At 57.5% G+C, this 21,268-nt stretch carries 19 protein-coding genes; 14 read left to right on the top strand and 5 right to left on the bottom strand.

The genetic code is table 11. The features are described from left to right. Positions 1–30 precede the first annotated feature (30 nt). Positions 31–669, top strand: coding sequence for a DUF1007 family protein (locus ACQG03_RS15865; RefSeq protein ID WP_022649022.1), 639 nt, complete (start codon positions 31–33; stop codon positions 667–669). Then, entirely contained in the window at positions 660–1,640 is a 981-nt protein-coding gene (locus ACQG03_RS15860; protein ID WP_022649021.1) for a nickel/cobalt transporter, read from the top strand. The genes ACQG03_RS15865 and ACQG03_RS15860 overlap by 10 nt, the downstream gene beginning before the upstream one ends. A 60-nt stretch (positions 1,641–1,700) precedes the next feature. Here the strand turns inward: ACQG03_RS15860 and suhB are convergent, their stop codons facing one another. Further along, positions 1,701–2,504: an inositol-1-monophosphatase gene (gene suhB, locus ACQG03_RS15855; protein ID WP_063163671.1), complete on the bottom strand. Its 804-nt coding sequence runs from the start codon at positions 2,502–2,504 to the stop codon at positions 1,701–1,703. Positions 2,505–2,636: 132 nt separating this feature from the next. Here suhB and trmJ point away from each other — a divergent pair, with 132 nt between their 5' ends. The 11 genes from trmJ (at position 2,637) to sseB (ending at position 11,382) form a co-directional block, all read left to right on the top strand. Beyond that, positions 2,637–3,362 carry a tRNA (cytosine(32)/uridine(32)-2'-O)-methyltransferase TrmJ gene (gene trmJ, locus ACQG03_RS15850; RefSeq protein WP_015572157.1) on the top strand — a complete coding sequence of 242 codons (726 nt, stop codon included), beginning with the start codon at positions 2,637–2,639 and terminating at the stop codon, positions 3,360–3,362. A 236-nt stretch (positions 3,363–3,598) separates the two neighbouring features. After that, positions 3,599–4,090 carry a Fe-S cluster assembly transcriptional regulator IscR gene (gene iscR, locus ACQG03_RS15845; protein ID WP_003860665.1) on the top strand — a complete coding sequence of 164 codons (492 nt, stop codon included), beginning with the start codon at positions 3,599–3,601 and terminating at the stop codon, positions 4,088–4,090. Between the two features lie 117 nt (positions 4,091–4,207). After that, entirely contained in the window at positions 4,208–5,422 is a 1,215-nt protein-coding gene (gene iscS / locus ACQG03_RS15840; RefSeq protein ID WP_006176692.1) for a cysteine desulfurase, read from the top strand. 24 nt (positions 5,423–5,446) lie between these two features. Then, positions 5,447–5,833, top strand: coding sequence for a Fe-S cluster assembly scaffold IscU (gene iscU / locus ACQG03_RS15835; protein WP_003860661.1), 387 nt, complete (start codon positions 5,447–5,449; stop codon positions 5,831–5,833). A gap of 13 nt (positions 5,834–5,846) precedes the next feature. Next, complete coding sequence (gene iscA / locus ACQG03_RS15830; protein ID WP_003860659.1) at positions 5,847–6,170, top strand: iron-sulfur cluster assembly protein IscA; 324 nt, start codon at positions 5,847–5,849, stop codon at positions 6,168–6,170. A gap of 79 nt (positions 6,171–6,249) precedes the next feature. Then, a complete protein-coding gene (hscB, locus tag ACQG03_RS15825) occupies positions 6,250–6,765 on the top strand; it encodes a co-chaperone HscB (RefSeq protein WP_063163670.1) in 516 nt (171 codons plus the stop codon). A 14-nt stretch (positions 6,766–6,779) separates the two neighbouring features. Then, a complete protein-coding gene (hscA, locus tag ACQG03_RS15820; RefSeq protein ID WP_063163669.1) occupies positions 6,780–8,630 on the top strand; it encodes a Fe-S protein assembly chaperone HscA in 1,851 nt (616 codons plus the stop codon). Between the two features lies 1 nt (position 8,631). Further along, positions 8,632–8,967 carry an ISC system 2Fe-2S type ferredoxin gene (gene fdx / locus ACQG03_RS15815; protein WP_003860652.1) on the top strand — a complete coding sequence of 112 codons (336 nt, stop codon included), beginning with the start codon at positions 8,632–8,634 and terminating at the stop codon, positions 8,965–8,967. Between the two features lies 1 nt (position 8,968). After that, entirely contained in the window at positions 8,969–9,169 is a 201-nt protein-coding gene (gene iscX, locus ACQG03_RS15810; RefSeq protein ID WP_003860650.1) for a Fe-S cluster assembly protein IscX, read from the top strand. A gap of 53 nt (positions 9,170–9,222) precedes the next feature. Beyond that, positions 9,223–10,509, top strand: coding sequence for an aminopeptidase PepB (gene pepB, locus ACQG03_RS15805; protein ID WP_063163668.1), 1,287 nt, complete (start codon positions 9,223–9,225; stop codon positions 10,507–10,509). A 96-nt stretch (positions 10,510–10,605) separates the two neighbouring features. Then, a complete protein-coding gene (gene sseB / locus ACQG03_RS15800) occupies positions 10,606–11,382 on the top strand; it encodes an enhanced serine sensitivity protein SseB (protein ID WP_063148285.1) in 777 nt (258 codons plus the stop codon). Positions 11,383–11,399: 17 nt separating this feature from the next. On the opposite strand, the gene ACQG03_RS15795 is transcribed toward sseB, so the two are convergent. From ACQG03_RS15795 to ACQG03_RS15780, 4 genes are all read right to left on the bottom strand, one after another. Then, the gene (locus tag ACQG03_RS15795; RefSeq protein ID WP_023306706.1) at positions 11,400–12,170 is read right to left on the bottom strand and encodes a MurR/RpiR family transcriptional regulator; all 771 of its coding nucleotides are present in this window, start codon (positions 12,168–12,170) and stop codon (positions 11,400–11,402) included. Continuing rightward, positions 12,170–13,015 (bottom strand): 3-mercaptopyruvate sulfurtransferase, encoded by an 846-nt coding sequence (gene sseA / locus ACQG03_RS15790; RefSeq protein ID WP_023300716.1) that lies wholly within the window; start codon positions 13,013–13,015, stop codon positions 12,170–12,172. Before sseA ends, ACQG03_RS15795 begins: the two co-directional genes overlap by 1 nt. A gap of 89 nt (positions 13,016–13,104) precedes the next feature. Beyond that, positions 13,105–14,472: a 6-phospho-alpha-glucosidase gene (locus tag ACQG03_RS15785; protein ID WP_022649011.1), complete on the bottom strand. Its 1,368-nt coding sequence runs from the start codon at positions 14,470–14,472 to the stop codon at positions 13,105–13,107. 12 nt (positions 14,473–14,484) lie between these two features. Then, the gene (locus tag ACQG03_RS15780; RefSeq protein ID WP_038416508.1) at positions 14,485–16,029 is read right to left on the bottom strand and encodes a PTS transporter subunit EIIC; all 1,545 of its coding nucleotides are present in this window, start codon (positions 16,027–16,029) and stop codon (positions 14,485–14,487) included. 286 nt (positions 16,030–16,315) lie between these two features. Between ACQG03_RS15780 and ACQG03_RS15775 the strand changes: the two genes are divergently transcribed. Further along, complete coding sequence (locus ACQG03_RS15775; protein ID WP_063163667.1) at positions 16,316–21,268, top strand: alpha-2-macroglobulin family protein; 4,953 nt, start codon at positions 16,316–16,318, stop codon at positions 21,266–21,268.

Below are 21,268 nucleotides of genomic sequence, written 5' to 3'. Positions count from 1 at the left end.
ACATCACAGAATTTTTGACGTGAGGAATTGATGCAAACAGTTAAACAAAGCGTGACAGCGTTATTTTTGGCGGTTATCACCTCCGCCGCCAGCGCACATCCTCACAGCTTTATCAGCCTGAAAACCGAACTGGTGACGGACGGCACACAGCTCAGCGGCCTGAAGATGCGCTGGACGATGGATGAAATCACCTCCGCCGACCTGCTGTACGATGCCGGAAACGCAAAGCCCGGCGACGAGATCTGGAAAAAGCTGGCGGCGGAAGTCATGGCCAACGTGCTGGGTCAGCACTACTTCACAGAGTTCTGGCACAACGGACAAAAAGTGAAATTTCTTAACCGTCCCACGGAGTACGGTATGACCCGCGACGGCCATCAGGCGGTGCTGACGTTTATCCTTCCGCTGGCGCACCCTCAGCCGCTGGCCGGGCAGAAGTACAGGTTTTCCACGTTTGACCCAACCTACTATGTCGATATGCATTACGCCCAGGACAGCGACGTACAGTTGCCAGAAATATTGCAAAAAAGCTGCAAAATTGCCGTGCACACGCCGACGCCCAGTGAAGAGACGCTGAACTTTGCCGTTTCCCTTGATAAAGAAGATGCGCCTCCAGAAGACATGGAATTAGGAAAACAGTTTGCGCAGGAGGTGACGTTACAATGTCAGTGATCTCCTCCCCCGTCAGTAAGCCGCGTCGCTGGTTGCACCTCTGGCCTCTGGCGCTCTTTTTGCTGTTAGCGTCTGGCGGCGCGCTCTGGCTGTGGCAGGCATGGCCGCAGGTGATGATGAAAAGTATCCTCTGGCAGCGGGAAGTTAATCAGCAGATGAGCGGGCTGCTGAAAGCCGTGGCGGAAAATCCGTCCAAAGCGGGCGGCTCTCTTCTGGCGTTCAGCTTTATCTATGGCGTGCTACATGCCCTGGGGCCGGGGCACGGCAAAATCGTCATCACGACCTGGCTTGCCACCCATCCGTCGAAGCTGAAATCGAGTATCGGCCTGACGCTGGCTTCCTCTTTACTTCAGGGCGGTGTGGCAATTGCGCTGGTCGTGGTCGTCCTTTCGCTGCTACAGCTCCCGGCCCGCCAGCTGCATATGAGCAGCTTCTGGCTGGAGAAGGGAAGTTACGCGCTGGTAGGCTTACTGGGGCTGATTCTCTGCTGGCGGGCGCTGAAAAAATTGCGCGCGTTGCTGCAAAAACCAAAATTCAAAATCTTTACGCCGCATCACGTTCACCATAAAAACTGCGGGTGCGGGCATCAGCATCTGCCGACGCAGGAACAATTACAGAATGGTGACGACTGGCGTGCGCGCCTGATGATTGTTCTCTCAATGGGGATGCGTCCATGCTCGGGCGCAATCATGGTGCTGTTGTTCAGCAAAGTGATAGGTGTATTTGGCTGGGGCATGATCTCGGCGCTGGCGATGGCGGCGGGAACATCTCTGACTATCTCTTCGTTAGCCTTGCTGGTGCACAGCTTCCGTCAGCTGGCGGTAAAACTCAGCGGCAATAAAACGCCGGTATTGTGGCGACAGGTTGGCTGGACGACGCTTGCGCTGGCGGGCGGGGTGATTCTGCTGGTGGCTGCGGTCACGATGTGGATGAGCGCGGTGCCGGTGGGAAGGGGGTTGCGGCCTTTTTAGCCATACCTGAGGGGTTTGTAGGCCCGGTAAGCGTAGCGCCACCGGGCTTAACAGACTGGATTAACGCTTCAGCGCATCGCTCAGTTCTTCACGCATGTTTGCCAGCATGGCTTTAACAACGCGCGGGTTACCTGCAACGATGTTGCCGGTAGACATATAGTTATGGCCGCCGGTGAAGTCACAAACAATCGCGCCAGCTTCACGTGCGATCAGCTCGCCCGCCGCGAAGTCCCACGGCTTCAGTGACAGCTCAAAGTAACCGTCAACGCGGCCGGTCGCCACGTAGGCCAGATCCAGTGCAGCAGAGCCGGTGCGACGGAAGTCCGCGCATTTGGTGAACAGTTTGCCGAGGATATTCATATAAGTGGTTGCGTGCTGCTTCGCCTTGAACGGGAAGCCGGTCGCCAGAATCGTGCCGTCCAGATCGCGTGCATTGCTGCAGCGCAGACGGTAGCCGTTCAGCTGCGCGCCCTGACCGCGGGTCGCGGTGAACAGTTCGTTACGCATTGGATCGTAAACAACGGCGACTTCAGTACGGCCTTTGATGCGTACTGCGATAGACACAGAGAAGTGTGGCAGGCGCTTAACGAAGTTGGTGGTGCCATCCAGTGGATCGATAACCCATTGAACATCCTGATCGGTACCTTCATGTTCACCGCTTTCTTCGGTGATGATGGTGTGCTGCGGGTAAGATTTGCGGATCGTTTCGATAATAATCGCTTCGGCGGCTTTATCGACGTTAGTCACGAAATCATTGCTGCCTTTCTGGCTGGTTTCTACGGAGTCTGGGGTTTCGTAGTGTTTGGCAATTACATTACCCGCCTTGCGCGCTGCGCGCACGGCGATGGTCAGCATCGGATGCATCGGTCTCTCTCACTGGATGTTAAAGAACAGGAAAATCGGCGCAGAGTATAGCAGCGGGATCGGATTATGTCTCTCGTTTATGATAATATGCCCGAATATTCTTCAGACACTGAATCCAGACATCTAAAAATTATGCTGCAAAACATTCGAATCGTGCTGGTCGAAACATCGCACACCGGCAACATGGGCTCTGTGGCCCGCGCTATGAAAACCATGGGCTTAACGAACCTGTGGCTGGTTAATCCGCTGGTGAAACCAGACTCTCAGGCTATTGCGCTGGCGGCCGGCGCCAGCGACGTGATCGGGAATGCACAGATTGTGGACACCCTGGACGAAGCCCTGGCCGGTTGCAGTCTGGTGGTGGGGACCAGCGCGCGCTCCCGTACGCTGCCCTGGCCGATGCTGGACCCGCGCGAATGCGGCCTGAAAAGTATCTCAGAAGCGGAACAGGCGCCGGTTGCGCTGGTGTTTGGTCGTGAACGCGTTGGCCTGACCAACGAGGAACTACAGAAGTGTCACTACCACGTGGCGATTGCCGCAAACCCGGAATACAGCTCGCTGAACCTGGCGATGGCGGTGCAGGTGATTGCCTACGAAGTGCGCATGGCATGGCTGGCGACGCAGGAAAAACCGGTCGAACCTAAAGAAGAGACGGCCTACCCGCTGGTGGACGATCTTGAGCGCTTCTACGGCCACCTGGAGCAGACGCTGCTCTCGACCGGCTTTATCCGTGAAGGCCATCCAGGGCAGGTGATGAACAAGCTGCGCCGTATGTTCACCCGCGCGCGCCCGGAAAGCCAGGAGCTGAACATCCTGCGCGGGATCCTGGCGTCGATTGAGCAGAAGAATAAAGAGTAGTGCCGTGTGTTCGCCGGGTGGCGCTTCGCTTACCCGGCCTACAAAGCCCGTAGGCCCGTGCAAGCGCAGCGCCGCCGGGCAAAAAATACGGCACAGAAGGTTAAATACCTGACTAAAACAGTCAAGTAAATAGTTGACCAATTTAGTCAGGAATGTCAGACTTGGCCCTGCTATGCAATACCCCCATTTTACAATAAAAAACCCCGGGCAGGGGCGAGTTTGAGGTTAAGTAAGACATGAGACTGACATCTAAAGGGCGTTATGCCGTGACCGCGATGCTGGACGTTGCGCTCAACTCCGAAGCGGGCCCGGTTCCGTTGGCTGATATTTCTGAACGACAGGGGATCTCCCTCTCTTATCTGGAACAGCTGTTCTCCAGACTGCGTAAAAATGGACTGGTGTCCAGCGTTCGTGGCCCGGGCGGCGGTTATCTGCTGGGTAAAGACGCGGGCAGTATTGCGGTTGGCGAAGTGATTAGCGCAGTTGACGAATCCGTTGACGCGACCCGTTGCCAGGGCAAAGGCGGCTGTCAGGGCGGCGATAAATGCCTGACCCACGCGCTGTGGCGCGATCTGAGCGACCGTCTGACCGGCTTCCTGAATAACATCACCCTGGGTGAGCTGGTTAATAACCAGGAAGTTCTGGATGTTTCTGGTCGTCAGCACAGTCAGGATTCACAACGCAGCACCCGCACGCAGGACGCCATCGACGTTAAACTGCGCGCGTAATTAAAAAGATAAGTATTCAGAATCAGGCCGGGGTGGTCACACCCCGCGTACTCGGTCGTACATCCAGCCGGTTGCCTGATTCCTTGCATTGAAGCGATGTACGGAGTTTATAGAGCAATGAAATTACCGATTTATCTCGACTACTCCGCAACCACGCCGGTGGACCCGCGTGTTGCCGAGAAAATGATGCAGTGTCTGACCCTGGACGGAAACTTTGGTAACCCAGCTTCCCGTTCACACCGTTTTGGCTGGCATGCTGAAGAGGCGGTTGATATCGCCCGTAATCAGATTGCTGACCTGGTCGGTGCCGACCCGCGTGAAATTGTTTTCACCTCCGGTGCGACCGAATCCGACAACCTGGCGATCAAAGGTGCAGCCAACTTTTATCAGAAAAAAGGCAAGCACATCATCACCAGCAAAACCGAACACAAAGCCGTGCTGGACACCTGCCGTCAGCTGGAGCGTGAAGGGTTCGAAGTGACTTACCTGGCGCCGCAGAGCAACGGGATCATCGACCTGAAAGAGCTCGAAGCGGCGATGCGTGATGACACCATTCTGGTTTCCATCATGCACGTTAACAACGAAATCGGTGTTGTGCAGGACATCGCCACCATCGGCGAAATGTGCCGTGCGCGCGGCATCATCTACCACGTGGATGCGACCCAGAGCGTGGGCAAACTGCCTATTGACCTGAGCCAGCTGAAAGTGGACCTGATGTCCTTCTCCGGTCACAAAATCTATGGCCCGAAAGGCATCGGCGCGCTGTACGTTCGTCGTAAGCCACGTATCCGCATCGAAGCACAGATGCACGGCGGCGGTCACGAGCGCGGCATGCGTTCCGGTACTTTGCCTGTTCACCAGATCGTGGGGATGGGCGAAGCGTATCGCATCGCGAAAGAAGAGATGGAAAGCGAGATGGCACGCCTGCGTACGCTGCGTAACCGTCTTTGGGACGGCGTGAAGGATATGGAAGAAGTCTATCTGAACGGCGATCTCGAGCAGGGCGCGCCCAACATCCTCAACGTCAGCTTCAACTATGTTGAAGGCGAGTCGCTGATCATGGCGCTGAAAGACCTGGCCGTTTCTTCCGGTTCTGCCTGTACGTCTGCAAGCCTGGAGCCATCCTACGTGCTGCGTGCGCTGGGCATGACTGACGAGCTGGCGCACAGCTCTATCCGTTTCTCTTTAGGTCGTTTCACTACCGAAGAAGAGATTGACTACACCATCAAACTGGTTCGTAACTCCATCGGCCGTCTGCGCGACCTTTCTCCACTGTGGGAAATGTTCAAGCAGGGCGTGGATCTGAACAGCATTGAATGGTCACATCACTAATCGGTACATAAGGAGAATTCAATCATGGCATACAGCGAAAAAGTTATCGATCATTACGAGAACCCGCGCAACGTTGGCTCTTTTGACAACAGCGACGAATCTGTCGGTAGCGGTATGGTTGGCGCGCCAGCGTGTGGCGACGTGATGAAGTTGCAGATTAAAGTCAACAATGAAGGTATCATTGAAGACGCGCGCTTCAAGACCTACGGCTGCGGTTCTGCTATCGCCTCCAGCTCCCTGGTCACCGAGTGGGTGAAGGGCAAGTCTCTGGACGAAGCACAGGCAATCAAAAACACGGACATTGCTGAAGAACTCGAACTGCCGCCGGTGAAAATTCACTGTTCAATTCTGGCAGAAGACGCGATCAAAGCCGCCATTGCGGATTACAAAAGCAAACGTGAAGCAAAATAATTGAGGTTTGAGTATGTCGATTACCCTTAGCGACAGCGCTGCCGCGCGAGTAAGCTCTTTTCTGGCGAACCGTGGTAAAGGCTTTGGCCTGCGACTGGGCGTACGTACCTCCGGCTGTTCTGGTATGGCTTACGTACTGGAGTTTGTTGACGAACCGGCGTCTGATGACACCGTGTTTGAAGACAAGGGCGTGAAGGTGGTGGTCGATGGCAAAAGCCTGCAATTTCTCAACGGCACTCAGCTGGACTTTGTAAAAGAAGGCCTGAACGAAGGGTTCAAATTTACGAACCCGAACGTCAAAGACGAGTGTGGTTGCGGCGAAAGCTTCCACGTTTAACTGCGCGTCATCCGAAACCCCACCGTGGCCTACCTGCTACGCGTGGGGTTTGTTCTAACAGGCTACCCCTGAGATTGTTATGGATTACTTCACTCTCTTCGGACTACCCGCTCAATACCCGATCGATCTCCAGGCGCTGACGGTCCGTTTTCAGGATCTCCAGCGTCAGTACCATCCGGATAAATTCGCCAGCGGGACGCAGGCAGAGCAGCTGGCTGCGGTATCACACTCCGCAACCATCAACCAGGCCTGGCAAACGCTGCGTCATCCGCTGGCGCGTGCAGAATATCTGCTCTCGCTCCACGGTTTTGATCTGGCGAGCGAACAGCATACCGTGCGCGACACCGCGTTTCTGATGGAGCAGCTGGAGCTTCGCGAAGAGCTGGATGAAATTGAACAGGCTAAAGACGAAGCGCGTCTGGAACGTTTTCTCCAGCGCGTAAAGGGCATGTTCGATACCCGCCATCAGCAGATGGTTGAGCAACTGAACAACGAGACCTGGGACGTGGCGGCAGACACTGTGCGCAAACTCCGTTTTCTCGATAAACTGCGAAGCAGTGCTGAACAACTCGAAGAAAAGCTGCTCGATTTTTAATTTCGGAAGCAATTATGGCCTTATTACAAATTAGTGAGCCAGGCTTAAGCGCCGCACCGCACCAGCGTCGTCTGGCGGTCGGTATTGACCTGGGCACCACCAATTCTCTCGTGGCGACCGTGCGTAGCGGCCAGGCGGAAACGCTGGCTGACGAGCAGGGCCGCCATCTGCTGCCTTCCGTGGTCCACTACCAGCAGCAGGGTCACGCTGTCGGCTTTGATGCCCGCGCCAATGCCGCGCGCGATCCGGCTAACACCATCAGCTCGGTTAAGCGCATGATGGGCCGCTCGCTGGCGGATATCCAGACCCGTTATCCGCATCTGCCGTACCAGTTACAGGCCAGCGAAAACGGCCTGCCGATGATTGCGACATCTGCCGGTCTGCTGAACCCGATTCGTGTTTCTGCTGACATCCTCAAAGCGCTGGCGGCGCGCGCGACGGCGACGCTCGGTGGCGATCTGGACGGCGTGGTAATCACCGTTCCGGCCTACTTCGACGATGCACAGCGTCAGGGCACCAAAGACGCCGCGCGTCTGGCGGGCCTGCACGTGCTGCGTCTGCTGAACGAACCGACAGCGGCAGCCATTGCCTACGGCCTCGATTCCGGTCAGGAAGGGGTGATTGCGGTTTACGATCTCGGCGGCGGGACGTTTGATATCTCTATCCTGCGCTTAAGCCGCGGTGTGTTCGAAGTGCTGGCCACCGGCGGGGATTCCGCGCTCGGCGGCGATGACTTCGACCATCTGCTGGCGGACTACATCCGCGAGCAGGCGGGCATCAGCGATCGCAGCGATGCGCGCGTCCAGCGTGAACTGCTGGATGCGGCCATCGACGCCAAAATCGCCCTGAGCGATGCGCAGTCCGTCAGCGTGAACGTCGCAGGCTGGCAGGGTGAGATCACCCGCGACCAGTTCAGCGAACTGATTGCGCCTCTGGTTAAGCGTACCCTACTGGCCTGCCGTCGCGCATTGAAAGATGCGGGCGTTGAGGCTAACGAGGTGCTGGAAGTGGTCATGGTTGGCGGCTCAACCCGCGTGCCGCTGGTACGTGAGCGCGTAGGGGAATTCTTTGGCCGCACGCCGCTAACCTCTATCGACCCGGACAAAGTGGTTGCCGTGGGTGCCGCTATCCAGGCCGATATCCTGGTCGGCAACAAGCCGGACAGCGAAATGCTGCTGCTGGACGTCATCCCGCTGTCTCTGGGTTTAGAAACCATGGGCGGCCTGGTGGAGAAAGTCATTCCGCGTAACACCACCATTCCGGTGGCGCGCGCGCAGGAGTTTACGACCTTCAAAGACGGCCAGACCGCGATGTCCATCCACGTGATGCAGGGCGAGCGCGAGCTGGTGCAGGACTGCCGCTCTCTGGCGCGCTTTGCGCTGCGAGGAATTCCGGCGCTGCCGGCGGGCGGGGCGCATATTCGCGTCACCTTCCAGGTAGATGCGGACGGTCTGCTGAGCGTGACGGCGATGGAAAAATCCACCGGCGTCGAATCGTCCATTCAGGTGAAGCCGTCCTACGGCCTGACCGATGGCGAAATCGCCTCCATGATTCAGGACTCAATGAGCTACGCCGAGCAGGATGTGAAGGCGCGTATGCTGGCGGAACAAAAAGTGGAAGCCGCACGCGTGCTGGAAAGCCTGAACGGCGCGCTTGCTGCCGATGCCGCGCTGTTAAGCGCCGCTGAGCGCCAGGTGATTGACGAGGCTGCTGCGCGCTTAAGCGCCGTGGCCGAAGGCAATGACGCTGACGCAATAGAAGAAGCCATTAAAAACGTTGATAAACAAACCCAGGACTTCGCTGCTCGCCGCATGGACAAATCTGTCCGCGTCGCGCTGAAAGGCCAGTCCGTGGACGAGGTTTAATATGCCAAAGATTGTTATTTTGCCTCATGCGGACCTCTGTCCGGATGGCGCTGTTCTGGAAGCGAAGACCGGTGAAACCATTCTCGATGTAGCCCTGCGTGCAGGTATCGAAGTGGAACACGCCTGTGAAAAATCCTGTGCCTGTACCACCTGCCACTGCATCGTGCGTGAAGGTTTTGATTCTCTCGCCGAGAGCACCGAAGACGAAGACGACATGCTGGACAAAGCATGGGGTCTGGAGCCAGACAGCCGCTTAAGCTGCCAGGCCGCGGTGACCGATGAAGATCTGGTCGTGGAATTCCCACGCTACACCATCAACCACGCACGCGAGCATTAATATGGGACTGAAGTGGACAGACAGCCGTGAAATCGGCGAAGCGCTCTACGACGCGAACCCGGATCTCGATCCGAAGACCGTACGATTCACCGACATGCATCAGTGGATCTGCGATTTAGAGGATTTTGACGACGATCCAAACGCATCCAATGAAAAAATTCTGGAGGCGATTCTGTTAGTCTGGTTAGATGAAGCAGAGTAAATCACTTAACGGGCTGCCTTCAGGCGGCCCGTTTGCTAATAAGGACAAATAAAATGACCGAAGCGATGAAGATTACGCTCTCCACGCAGCCAGCCGACGCACGCTGGGGCGAGAAAGCCACCTGGAGCATCAATAACGACGGTATTACCCTGCACCTGACGGGTAACGATGATTTGGGCCTGATCCAGCGCGCCGCGCGTAAAATTGACGGCCTGGGCATTAAGCATGTCACTCTGGCTGGCGAAGGCTGGAACACAGACCGCAGCTGGGCTTTCTGGGCGGGTTACAAAGGCCCGAAAGGCACCCGTAAAATTGAGTGGGCGAACCTCGATGAAGCCGGTCAGAAAGAGCTGGAAAGCCGCCTGAAAATTATCGACTGGGTGCGCGACACCATCAACGCCCCGGCGGAAGAGTTGGGGCCTGAGCAGCTGGCGCAGCGCGCGGTTGACCTGCTGTGCGGCGTGGCGGACGACAAGATGTCCTACCGCATCACCAAAGGTGAAGACCTGCGCGAACAAAATTACATGGGTATCCACACCGTGGGTCGTGGCTCCGAGCGTCCTCCGGTCCTGCTGGCGCTGGATTACAACCCAACCGGCGATAAAGAAGCGCCGGTCTTTGCCTGTCTGGTCGGGAAAGGTATCACCTTCGATACCGGCGGTTACAGCCTGAAGCAGAGCGCGTTCATGGACTCCATGAAGTCCGACATGGGCGGCGCGGCGACCATTACCGGCGCGCTGGCGTTCGCCATCACCCGTGGTCTGAACAAACGCGTGAAGCTCTACCTGTGCTGCGCGGATAACATGGTGAGTGGCAATGCCTTCAAGCTGGGCGACATCATTCGCTACCGCAACGGTAAAAATGTTGAGGTGATGAACACCGATGCCGAAGGCCGTCTGGTGCTGGCCGATGGCCTGATCGACGCCTCTGCGCAGAAGCCGGAGCTGATTATCGACATGGCGACCCTGACCGGCGCGGCGAAAACTGCCCTTGGCAACGATTACCATGCGCTGTTCAGCTTCGACGACAAGCTGGCCGCTCGCCTGCTGGCCAGCGCGGCGGCGGAAAACGAGCCGTTCTGGCGTCTGCCGCTGGCCGAGTTCCACCGCAGCCAGCTGCCGTCTAACTTCGCCGAGCTGAACAACACCGCGAGCGCGGCGTACCCGGCGGGAGCCAGCACAGCAGCAGGCTTCCTGTCTCACTTCGTTGAGAACTACCATGAAGGCTGGCTGCACATTGACTGCTCCGCAACCTACCGTAAAGCGGCGGTTGAGCAGTGGTCAGCAGGCGCAACCGGTCTGGGTGTGCGTACCGTGGCGAACCTGCTGACGGCTGAGTGATCTTTTTTGCCGGGTGGCGCTACGCTTACCCGGCCTACAAAACCCGTAGGCCCGTGCAAGCGTAGCGCCGCCGGGCAATTGTGAAGTAGCCAAACTATGTCAGAAACCAAAAACGAATTAGAAACCCTGCTGGAGCAGGCGGCGACCGAGCCCGCCCACCGTCCGGCCTTTTTCCGCACGCTGCTGGAATCCACCGTCTGGGTGCCGGGCACCGCCGCGGAAGGGGAGCAGGTTGTCGAAGACAGCGCCCTGGATCTGCTGCACTGGGAGAAAGACGACGGCACGTCGGTGATCCCGTTCTTTACCTCGCTCGAGGCCTTGCAGGAAGCGGTAGAAGACGAACAGGCGTTCGTGGTGATGCCGGTGCGCACGCTGTTCGAAATGACCCTGGGGCAGACGCTGTTCCTCAACGCCAAACTGCCGACCGGGAAAGAGTTCACTCCGCGTGAAATCAGCCATCTGATTGGTGACGAGGGCAACCCGCTCAGCACCCAGGAGGTGCTGGAAGGGGGCGAAACGCTGCTACTGTCTGAAGTGGCCGAGCCGCCCGCGCAGATGATTGACTCCCTGACCACGCTGTTTAAAACCATCAAGCCGGTAAAACGCGCGTTCCTCTGCTCCATCAAAGAGAGCGCTGACGAAAAGCCTGTTCTGCTGATAGGGATCGAGGCCGACGGCGATGTTGAGGAGATCATCCAGGCGGCGGGAAGCGTAGCGACCGACACGCTCCCGGGCGATGAGCCGATTGATATCTGTCAGGTGAAGAAAGGTGAGCAGGGCATCAGCCACTTTATTACCGAGCACATCACCCCGTTCTACGAGCGTCGCTGGGGCGGCTTCCTGCGCGATCTCAAGACCAACCGCATTATCTGATTACGGCGGGGTGACCTTCACCCCGTTGCTTCCAGCAACAGTAAATCCATCAGCAGCACCAGATTCGACTCAAACGACGTCACCCCTGCGGCTTCGGCGGCGAAATGTACCGCTTCGTCATAGAGGGCAAAATGCACGTCGGCCATACCTGCCAGCGTATTGGCCGACGCGCGGGTAAACGCGACGATCGTCATGCCGACGTTTTTGGCGATCCGCGCTTTATCCAGCACCTGCTCCGTTTCGCCGCTGCGCGAAACGGCAATAAATACCTGATAGCGTGCGGCGTTGCTGAGAAAAATATTCCGGCTGTCCCCCGGTCCGGAGATGAACGCGGTTTTTCCCAGCACCTGCAACTTCTTGGTCAGGTACTCGGCAAAAAGATATGAAAACCCGGCGCCGTAGAGAAAGAAGCTCTCTTTCTGGCGCAGCAGGCTGGCAAACTGCTGGCGTTTGTCCTGGGTAACCCACTGGAAGGTCTGCTGATAGTTGGCAATAAACCGGGCAAAAAGCGCGGGCATTTCTGCATGTTGCGCAGACTGTACGGTGATATGCGGCGTGTCAGAAAGCAGCTGCTTGCAGTGCCAGATAAACTCGCTAAATCCGCTGAAGCCCAGCTTCTGGCACAGCCGCATAATCGTCGCGGTGGAAACAAATGTCGCCAGCGCCAGCTCGCGCACCGTGATATTGCCCACCAGCAGCGGATGCTCAGTGAGGTGGGCGAGGACGCGATACTCCGCGCGGGTCAGTGACGACCCGCGTGTTAACAGCGTTGCCAGGCGGTTATCCATTATTTCGCCGGTTCTACCGGCAGATCGTCCCGTGCACCCCATTCACTCCAGGCGCCGTCATACAGCGTCACGTCATTCGCGCCAAGGGTTGCCAGCGCCAGGATCACCACGCAGGCCGTCACGCCGGAGCCGCAGCTGGCAATAACCGGACGATGCAAATCCACGCCCTGACGTTCAAAAATGGCACGCAATTCATCGGTGGTTTTCAGCTCGCCTTCAAACACCAGATCGCCCCACGGCACGTTCAGCGCCCCCGGGATATGTCCGCGCTTCAGCCCCGGACGCGGCTCATCCGCTTCAGCGTTGAAGCGTGGAGCGGGACGGGCATCGACGATTTGCGCCGTGTTTTCATGGCTCACGACCAGCACGTCGGTCAGGCGTTTCACCACGTGTGCGTCGAACGTGGCATCGAATTCGCCTTCCGGCAGCGTCACGTCGCCCTGCTGAAGCGGCAGCTCGTCGCGCTTCCAGCCCGCAAGCCCGCCCGCCAGAATCGACACTTTTTCCACGCCGAAGTTTTTCAGCATCCACCACGCCCGCGGGGCGGAGAAGAGGTTACCCTCATCGTAAACAACGAGGTGTTTGTCTTTGCTGATGCCGAGCTCGCGCATCGCCACGGAAAACGCTTCCGGACGAGGCAGCATGTGCGGCAGGGGAGAGGTGTGATCGGAGAGGGCTTCGATATCGAAAAAAACCGCGCCAGGCAGGTGCCCTGCGCGATATTCAGCGGGAACGTCACGATGCTCCTGGCCCGGAGGGGCCATGCGCGCGTCGATAATCTGAACTTCCGGGTCGTCGCCGTGCTCAATCAGCCAGTCGGCGGCGACAAAATATGAGGTGGACATGGTTGCCTCCATTCTTTTCCGTAAAAAAGGATTGTCGGTGTTTTTTCTGACACCGACAAGTTAACCACGTTCAACTCGCGAGCAAGCCCCTATTTTTTCACCGCTTCACCGTCCTGCCATGCCTTTTGCAGCGCAGGCCAGTAGTCGCGGTTGGCTTCGATCATCTCATCCAGAATCGCTTTCGCGTGCTCCATGGTCGGCACGGTGCGGTTCAGGGTGAACGCCTGAAGTGCTTTCTCATAGCTGCCTTCGATGGTCGCCTCAACCAGCAGCTGTTCAGAAGCGAGCTGCTGTTGCAGGAGCGTCTGGTGGAACAACGGCACCTGACCCACGCGGACAGGCTCCGGCCCTTCGGAGGTGATATAGGCAGGTACTTCCACCACCGCATCGTACGGCAGATTGGTAATCGCCCCGCGGTTTTCCACCATCACCAGATGACGTTGGCGCAGGTTGAATGCCAGCGAGCAGGCGACATCGACGATAAATTCGCCGTGAACACCTACGTGGAAGGCGTCCGGTAAGATCCCGCTGCGCTGGTACTCTTCGGCGGCGGCAAACAGCTTTTTCTCACGTCCGTTCATCACTTCGTTGGCACGGGTATAGTCCGGGTTCTGATGCTCCACAATCTGGTTCGGCATCAGGTAGTACTGTAGATACGGGTTCGGCAGGTACTCCGGAAAGTTATCCATAATCGGCTTGATGTTGCGCCAGGTTTTCACCCATGACGGATCCGAGTGCTGCGGGTCGGTTTTGGCCGCGTCTTCCGTCAGCAGGCCAAACTTCGCGATATGTTTACGCAGCTCCGGCAGCTTGTCCTCGCCGTCCACCAGCACGCGGGTAAACCAGCCGAAGTGGTTGAGGCCAAAATAGTCCACCTCCAGTTTATGACGGTCCACGCCCAGAATGGCGCCCATATTGCGCATCGCGGCGACAGGCATATCGCAGATGTTCAGCACGCGTGCGTTGGGGCGCAGGCGACGCACGCCCTCAGCGACGATCGCCGCCGGGTTGGAGTAGTTCACGATCCACGCCTTTTCGTGCGCGTAGCGTTCCACCCTATCGATCAGCTCTACCATCGGCAGGATCGTACGCAGGCCATATGCCAGCCCGCCGGGTCCGCAGGTTTCCTGGCCGACCACCCCGTGGCGCAGCGGAATTTTTTCATCCTGCTCGCGCATTTTGTACTGTCCGACGCGCATCTGAGCAAAAACAAAATGCGCGCCGCTGAAGGCCACCTCCGGATCGCTGGTGACGGTGAATTTGATGCTCTGGCTGTGGTCGCGAATGACCTTTTCCACCACGGGCGCAATGGTGTTCTGGCGCGCCTCGTCGATGTCATACAGGCGAATCTCTGCCAGGGGGAAATCGTGCAGGCGTACCATCAGGCTTTTCACTATACCTGGCGTGTAGGTGCTGCCGCCGCCGGCAATCGACAGAATGAATGGGGGTGTTAACATCTTTAGCTCCTTTCAGAGAAACGTCTCAACGGCTTCTCGCATTTTTTTGACATGCAGCCCGTAGACCACCTGAACGTTGTTACCTTGTTTGATAATCCCTTTCGCGCCGGTCGCTTTCAGGCGCGGTTCGTCGATGATGGCGACGTCCTTCACCGTGACGCGTAAGCGGGTGTAGCAGTTATCAACCACCTGAATGTTTTCCCGACCGCCCAGACCGACGACGATCGATTCGCCCAGCCCGTCGTTATTTCCCTTCGCCTGGTATTCCTGTTTGCTGTAGAGGCGCGTCTCCCGATCGTCATCTTCACGACCGGGCGTTTTCATGTTGAAACGCAGGATCAGGAAGCGGAACACCACGAAATAAAGGGCGAACATGATCAGCCCGACCACGATGTACATGGGCCAGTTGGACTTTTCCGTGCCGAGCGGCAGGTTGTAGAGGATAAAATCGATAATTCCGTTGGCGCCGATGGCGTGAACGCCAAACAGGGTGAACAGCATCATGCCAATGCCGGTCAGCACCGCATGCACCACGAACAACAGCGGGGCGACAAACAGGAAAGAGAACTCGATCGGCTCGGTTACGCCGACCAGCAGCGAGGTCAGCGCCGCCGGGATCAGAATGGCTTTCGCAATCGCTTTACGCTCTGGCTTCGCGGTCATGTACATCGCCAGCGCGGCGGCGGGAAGGCCGAACATCTTGCTGATGCCGCGAGCATCCCACACCACGGTGCTGCTGAGCTGCTTCACGTCCGGGCAGGCCATCTCGGCGAAGTAGATATTGCGCGCGCCCTGGTAAGCCGTACCGCACACCTCCTGCGTACCGCCCAGTTCGGTATACAGGAACGGCGTATAGACCAGATGATGCAGGCCCGTCGGCACCAGAATGCGTTCAAGGAAACCGTAGATCGCCACCCCAAACGGACCGGACCCTTTGATCGCCAGCGCCAGGGCGCTTATTCCATGCTGTGCGTACGGCCAGAGTTCGCTCATGACCACGCCGAGCAGCATAGAGACTGGCAACATCACAATCGCGACAAAGCAGTGGCCGGAGTATATCGCCATCGCGCCGTTAAACTGGACACCGGAATATTTGTTGTACAGATAACCGGAGAGCGCCCCGGTCAGGATCCCGGCGAAAACGCCCATCTCCAGCACCTGGACGCCCAGAACCATGCTTTGTCCGGCGGCTTTCATCTGCTCTGCAGGGGCCAGTTCTCCCTGAAGCTGTAACGTCACGTTCATGGCATTGATAAACACGATAAAAGTCACCAGCCCAATCAGCGCCGCGTAGCCTTTGTCTCGGGTTGCCAGGCCAATGGGGATCCCGACGGCAAACACCAGCGCCAGGTTGACCAGCACCGACACGGCAGATTTGGCGATCAGCTGGCCGACACTCTGGATCAGCGGATGGCCGAGAAACGGCAGGTACTCGGCCAGATTGCCGTTACCCAGCACATTCCCAAAGGCGATAAACAGACCGACGATGGGTAAGATAAGTACAGGTCCGTAAAGTGATTTTCCGAAATTTTGTAGGGCGTTCACGGCTCGTTTCATGGCTTTCTCTCTTATTGAACCGCGCACTCGGGGTGCGTCATGGTCATAAAACTAGCAGGCATGATGCGAGCTTATCCAGCTATCTTCTTGTTTTAAAAACAAATGACGCGAAAGGTAACATGTTACGTTACGCTGTGTGATCGCGGTTCCACCCTCGCATGCGAGCGCGATGCCATTCTGCGAGGCGCTTTCCAGATTATAAAATTGGACTTTTTGTATTAACGAAACTTGCGGATAATACTTATCCGGACGACGACCAACAGGCCCCTCAGGCCAGGGACATAGGATGAAACCGTTTCGCTTAGCTGCGATCTCTCTCGCGCTGCTCACCACCTTTACGCTTGCCGGCTGTGATAACAGCGATGACAAACCTCAGGCCGCTGCCCCCGCAGCGTCTACTACATCAGAACAGAAAACCCCGGCAAAACCGGATCCTGAAAAGCTGGCTAAGCTGGCCGCGCAGAGTCAGGGTAAGGCGTTGACGCTGCTGGATGCCTCTGAAGTGCAACTCGACGGCGCTGCGACACTGGTTCTGACCTTCTCTGTCCCGCTGGATCCCAGCCAGGATTTTGCGAAAACGGTGCATGTGGTGGATAAAAAAAGTGGCAAAGTGGACGGCGCCTGGGAACTGGCCCCCAATCTGAAAGAGCTGCGCCTGCGCCATCTGGAGCCGAATCGTAATCTGGTCGTCACCGTCGAGCGTAATTTGCTGGCGCTGAACAAAGCGACATTCGGCATTGACTATGAAAAAGCGATCACCACCCGGGATGTTGAACCGACGGTCGGATTCGCCAGCCGCGGATCGCTGCTGCCGGGTAAAGTGGTGGAAGGGTTGCCGGTGATGGCGCTCAACGTCAACAATGTGGACGTGAACTTCTACCGCGTTAAGCCGGAGTCGCTGGCCTCGTTTGTCAGCCAGTGGGAGTACCGTAACTCGCTGACCAACTGGGAATCTGACAACCTGCTGAAGATGGCGGAACTGGTCTACACCGGCCGTTTCGACCTCAACCCGGCGCGCAACACGCGTGAAAAACTGCTCCTGCCGCTCAAAGATATTAAGCCGCTCCAGCAGTCTGGCGTCTATATCGCCGTGATGAATCAGGCTGGTCACTATAACTACAGTAACGCCGCGACGCTCTTTACCTTAAGTGATATTGGGCTGTCCGCTCACCGTTATCATAACCGCCTGGACATCTTCACCCAGAGTCTTGAAAACGGTGCGGCGCAGTCAGGCGTGACCATTACCCTTCTGAACGATAAAGGACAGACCCTGGCCGAGGCGAACAGCGACGCCGATGGTCATGCGAAACTGGAAACCGATAAAGAAGCCGCGCTCATCCTGGCCAGTAAAGATGGCCAGACCACGCTTCTTGACCTCAAACTTCCGGCGCTGGATCTGGCGGAGTTTGATATCGCCGGTAACCCGGGTTACAGCAAACAGTTCTTTATGTTTGGCCCGCGCGATCTCTATCGTCCGGGTGAAACGGTGATCCTTAACGGCCTGCTTCGCGACAGCGATGGCAAACCGCTTCCCGAGCAGCCGGTAAAACTTGACGTGCTGCGTCCGGACGGCCAGGTAGCGCGTACGGTCGTTGTGCAACCTGAGAACGGCCTTTATCGCTTCAACTATTCGCTTGATAGCGGCGCCCAGACCGGCATGTGGCATATTCGCGCGAATACGGGGGATAACCAGCAGCGCATGTGGGATTTCCACGTCGAAGATTTTATGCCTGAGCGTATGGCGCTGAATCTGACCGGGCAAAAAACGCCGGTTTCCCCGCAGGAGGATGTGGACTTTAACGTTGTGGGCTATTACCTGTATGGCGCGCCGGCTAACGGTAATTCTCTGCAAGGCCAGCTTTTCCTGCGTCCGCTACGTGACGCGGTGCCTGCACTGCCTGGCTTCCAGTTCGGTGATATTGCCGAGGAGAACCTGAGCCGCAGCCTGGATGAAGTGCAGCTTACGCTGGACGAACAGGGGCGCGGACAGGTTACCACCGAAAGCCAGTGGAAAGAGGTGCACTCGCCGCTGCAACTGATTTTGCAGGCCAGCCTGCTGGAATCAGGCGGGCGTCCGGTAACGCGACGCGCCGAGCAGGCTATCTGGCCTGCGGCTGAACTTCCGGGGATCCGCCCACAGTTCGCCAGCAAGGCCGTGTACGACTACCGCACCGATACCACCGTCAACCAGCCGATTGTCGACGAGAACGGCAACGCCAGCTTTGACATCGTCTATGCCGATGCCAGCGGGGCGAAAAAAGCGGTATCTGGTCTGCAGGTGCGTCTGGTCCGTGAGCGTCGCGACTACTTCTGGAACTGGTCCGAGAGCGAGGGCTGGCAGTCTCAGTTTGATCAAAAAGATCTGGTTGAGGGCGAGCAGGAACTTAACCTCAAGGCCGATGAAACCGGTAAAGTCACCTTCCCGGTGGAGTGGGGCTCATACCGTCTGGAAGTGAAAGCCCCTGATAGCATGGTCAGCAGCGTGCGCTTCTGGGCGGGGTACAGCTGGCAGGATAACAGCGATGGCACGGGTGCTGCACGCCCGGATCGTGTGACGCTGAAACTGGACAAGCCATCCTATCAGCCAGGCGATACCATCAACCTGCATATTGCAGCGCCGGCCGCAGGCAAGGGCTATGCAATGATCGAATCCAGCGAAGGGCCACTGTGGTGGAAAGAGATCGACGTACCGGTTAACGGTCTGGATCTCGCCATTCCGGTGGATAAGGCCTGGAAACGTCACGATCTCTACCTCAGCACGCTGGTGGTTCGTCCTGGCGATAAATCTAAGTCCGCCACGCCAAAACGCGCGGTTGGTCTGCTGCATCTGCCAATGGGGGACGAAAATCGTCGCCTGAGCATCGCACTTGATAACCCACAAAAAATGCGTCCGAACCAGACGCTTTCTGTGAAAGTGAAAGCCAGCGTAAAAGAGGGGGCTGTGCCACAGAAGGTGAACGTGCTGGTCTCGGCTGTTGATAGCGGCGTGCTGAACATTACCGACTACGTCACGCCGGATCCGTGGGAAGCTTTCTTCGGTCAGAAGCGCTATGGCGCGGACATCTATGATGTTTACGGCCAGGTGATTGAAGGTCAGGGACGTCTGGCCGCACTGCGCTTTGGCGGAGACGGCGATGAACTGAAACGCGGCGGTAAGCCACCGGTGAACCATGTCACCATTATTGCTCAGCAGGCGCAGCCGGTTACGCTTGATGCCAACGGTGAAGGCACCATCACGCTGCCGATCGGTGATTTCAACGGCGAACTGCGCCTGATGGCGCAGGCCTGGACGGAAGACGATTTCGGCAGCAGCGAAAGCAAAATCATTGTGGCGGCTCCGATTATCACCGAGCTTAACACGCCGCGATTCCTCGCAAGTGGCGATACCTCTCGCCTGACGCTGGACCTGACCAACCTTACTGACCAGCCGCAAACGCTGAACATTGCGTTAACCGCAACCGGTAAGGTGTCGCTCGAAGGTGCTCAGCCAGAGCCGGTTAAGCTGCCGCCTGGCGCTCGTAGCACTCTGTTTATTCCGGTGCGCGCGCTGGAAGGCTATGGCGATGGTGAAGTAACTGCTCAGGTGACGGGGCTTCAGCTCCCTGGTGAGACGTTTGCGCCGCAGCAGAAGAGCTGGAAAATTGGTGTACGCCCCGCATTCCCGGCGCAAACGGTGAATACGGGCACGATGCTGAACCCTGGCGAATCCTGGAGCGCGCCAGCACAGCATATCGACGGTTTCTCGCCTGCCACGCTACAGGGACAGCTATTGCTCAGCGGTAAACCACCTTTGAACCTGGCGCGCTACATTCGTGAACTTCAGGCCTATCCATACGGATGTCTTGAGCAGACCACCAGCGGCCTGTTCCCGTCCCTCTACACCAACGCGGCACAGCTTACGGCGTTGGGCATTAAAGGCGACACCGAAGATAAACGCCGTGCGGCCATTGATATCGGCATCTCCCGTCTGCTGCAAATGCAGCGTGACGATGGCGGTTTTGCCTTGTGGGATAAAAACGGCCCGGAAGAGTACTGGCTGACCGCCTATGTTACGGATTTCCTGGTGCGGGCAGGGGAGCAGGGTTACAGCGTGCCTGCCGAGGCGGTGAATAACGCCAACAGCCGACTGCTGCGCTATTTACAGGATCCGGGGATGATGTCCATCCGCTACAGCGACGACACCCAGGCCAGCAAATTTGCTGTCCAGGCGTATGCTTCGCTGGTGCTGGCTCGCCAGCAAAAAGCGCCGCTCGGTGCACTGCGTGAAATCTGGGAGCGTCACGCTCAGGCCGCTTCCGGGCTTCCGTTGATGCAGCTGGGCATGGCACTCAAACTGATGGGGGATACACCGCGCAGCCAGCAGGCGCTGGATCTGGCTCTCAAAACACCCCGTAACGACAGCCGAAACTGGATGGCGGATTACGGCAGCCAGCTGCGTGATAATGCCCTGATGCTCTCCCTGCTGGAAGAGTACAAGCTGCTGCCGGATGCGCAAAACAGGCTGTTGAACGCGTTATCTGAAGACGCGTTCAGCCAGCGCTGGCTGTCAACCCAGGAGAGCAATGCGCTGTTCCTGGCTGGACGTTCACTGCAAACCTTGTCAGGCGCGTGGCAGGCAACGACCACCCTCTCTGAACAGACCCAGAGCAGTGATAAAGCGCAGGTAGAAAACCTGAACGGCGACCAGCCTGGTGCCTTGCAGGTGACGAATACCGGCACTACGCCGCTGTGGGTACGACTGGACACGACTGGCTATCCGGAGTATGCGCCTCAGCCATCCTCTAATGTCTTGCAGATTGAACGTCATATCCTGGCGACAGACGGCAGCAGCAAGTCGCTCTCTTCTCTGAAGAGCGGTGAACTGGTTCTGGTATGGCTGGAGGTGAAGGCCAGCCAGAACGTGCCGGATGCGCTGGTGGTGGATCTGCTCCCGGCAGGTATGGAGCTGGAAAACCAGAATCTGGCGAGCAGCAGCGCCAGCTTGCAGGACAGCGGCAGTGAAGTGCAAAACCTGCTGAATCAGATGCAACAGTCTGATATTCAGCACATGGAATTCCGCGACGATCGCTTTATGGCCGCCGTGCCGGTCAATGAAGGTCAGCCGGTCACGCTGGTTTACCTGGCCCGTGCCGTTACGCCGGGAACCTATCAGGTGCCTGTTCCGATGGTCGAGTCCATGTACGTTCCGCAGTGGCGGGCAACGGGGTCGGCCAGTGGCCCGCTGATCGTTGTTCCGTAA

The organism is Enterobacter cloacae complex sp. 342H5, assembly GCF_050030905.1.
GTDB classification, from domain to species: Bacteria; Pseudomonadota; Gammaproteobacteria; order Enterobacterales; family Enterobacteriaceae; genus Enterobacter; species Enterobacter intestinihominis.
Note: the sequence above shows the minus strand (reverse complement) of the source record. Positions and strands in the feature narration are given on the sequence as shown.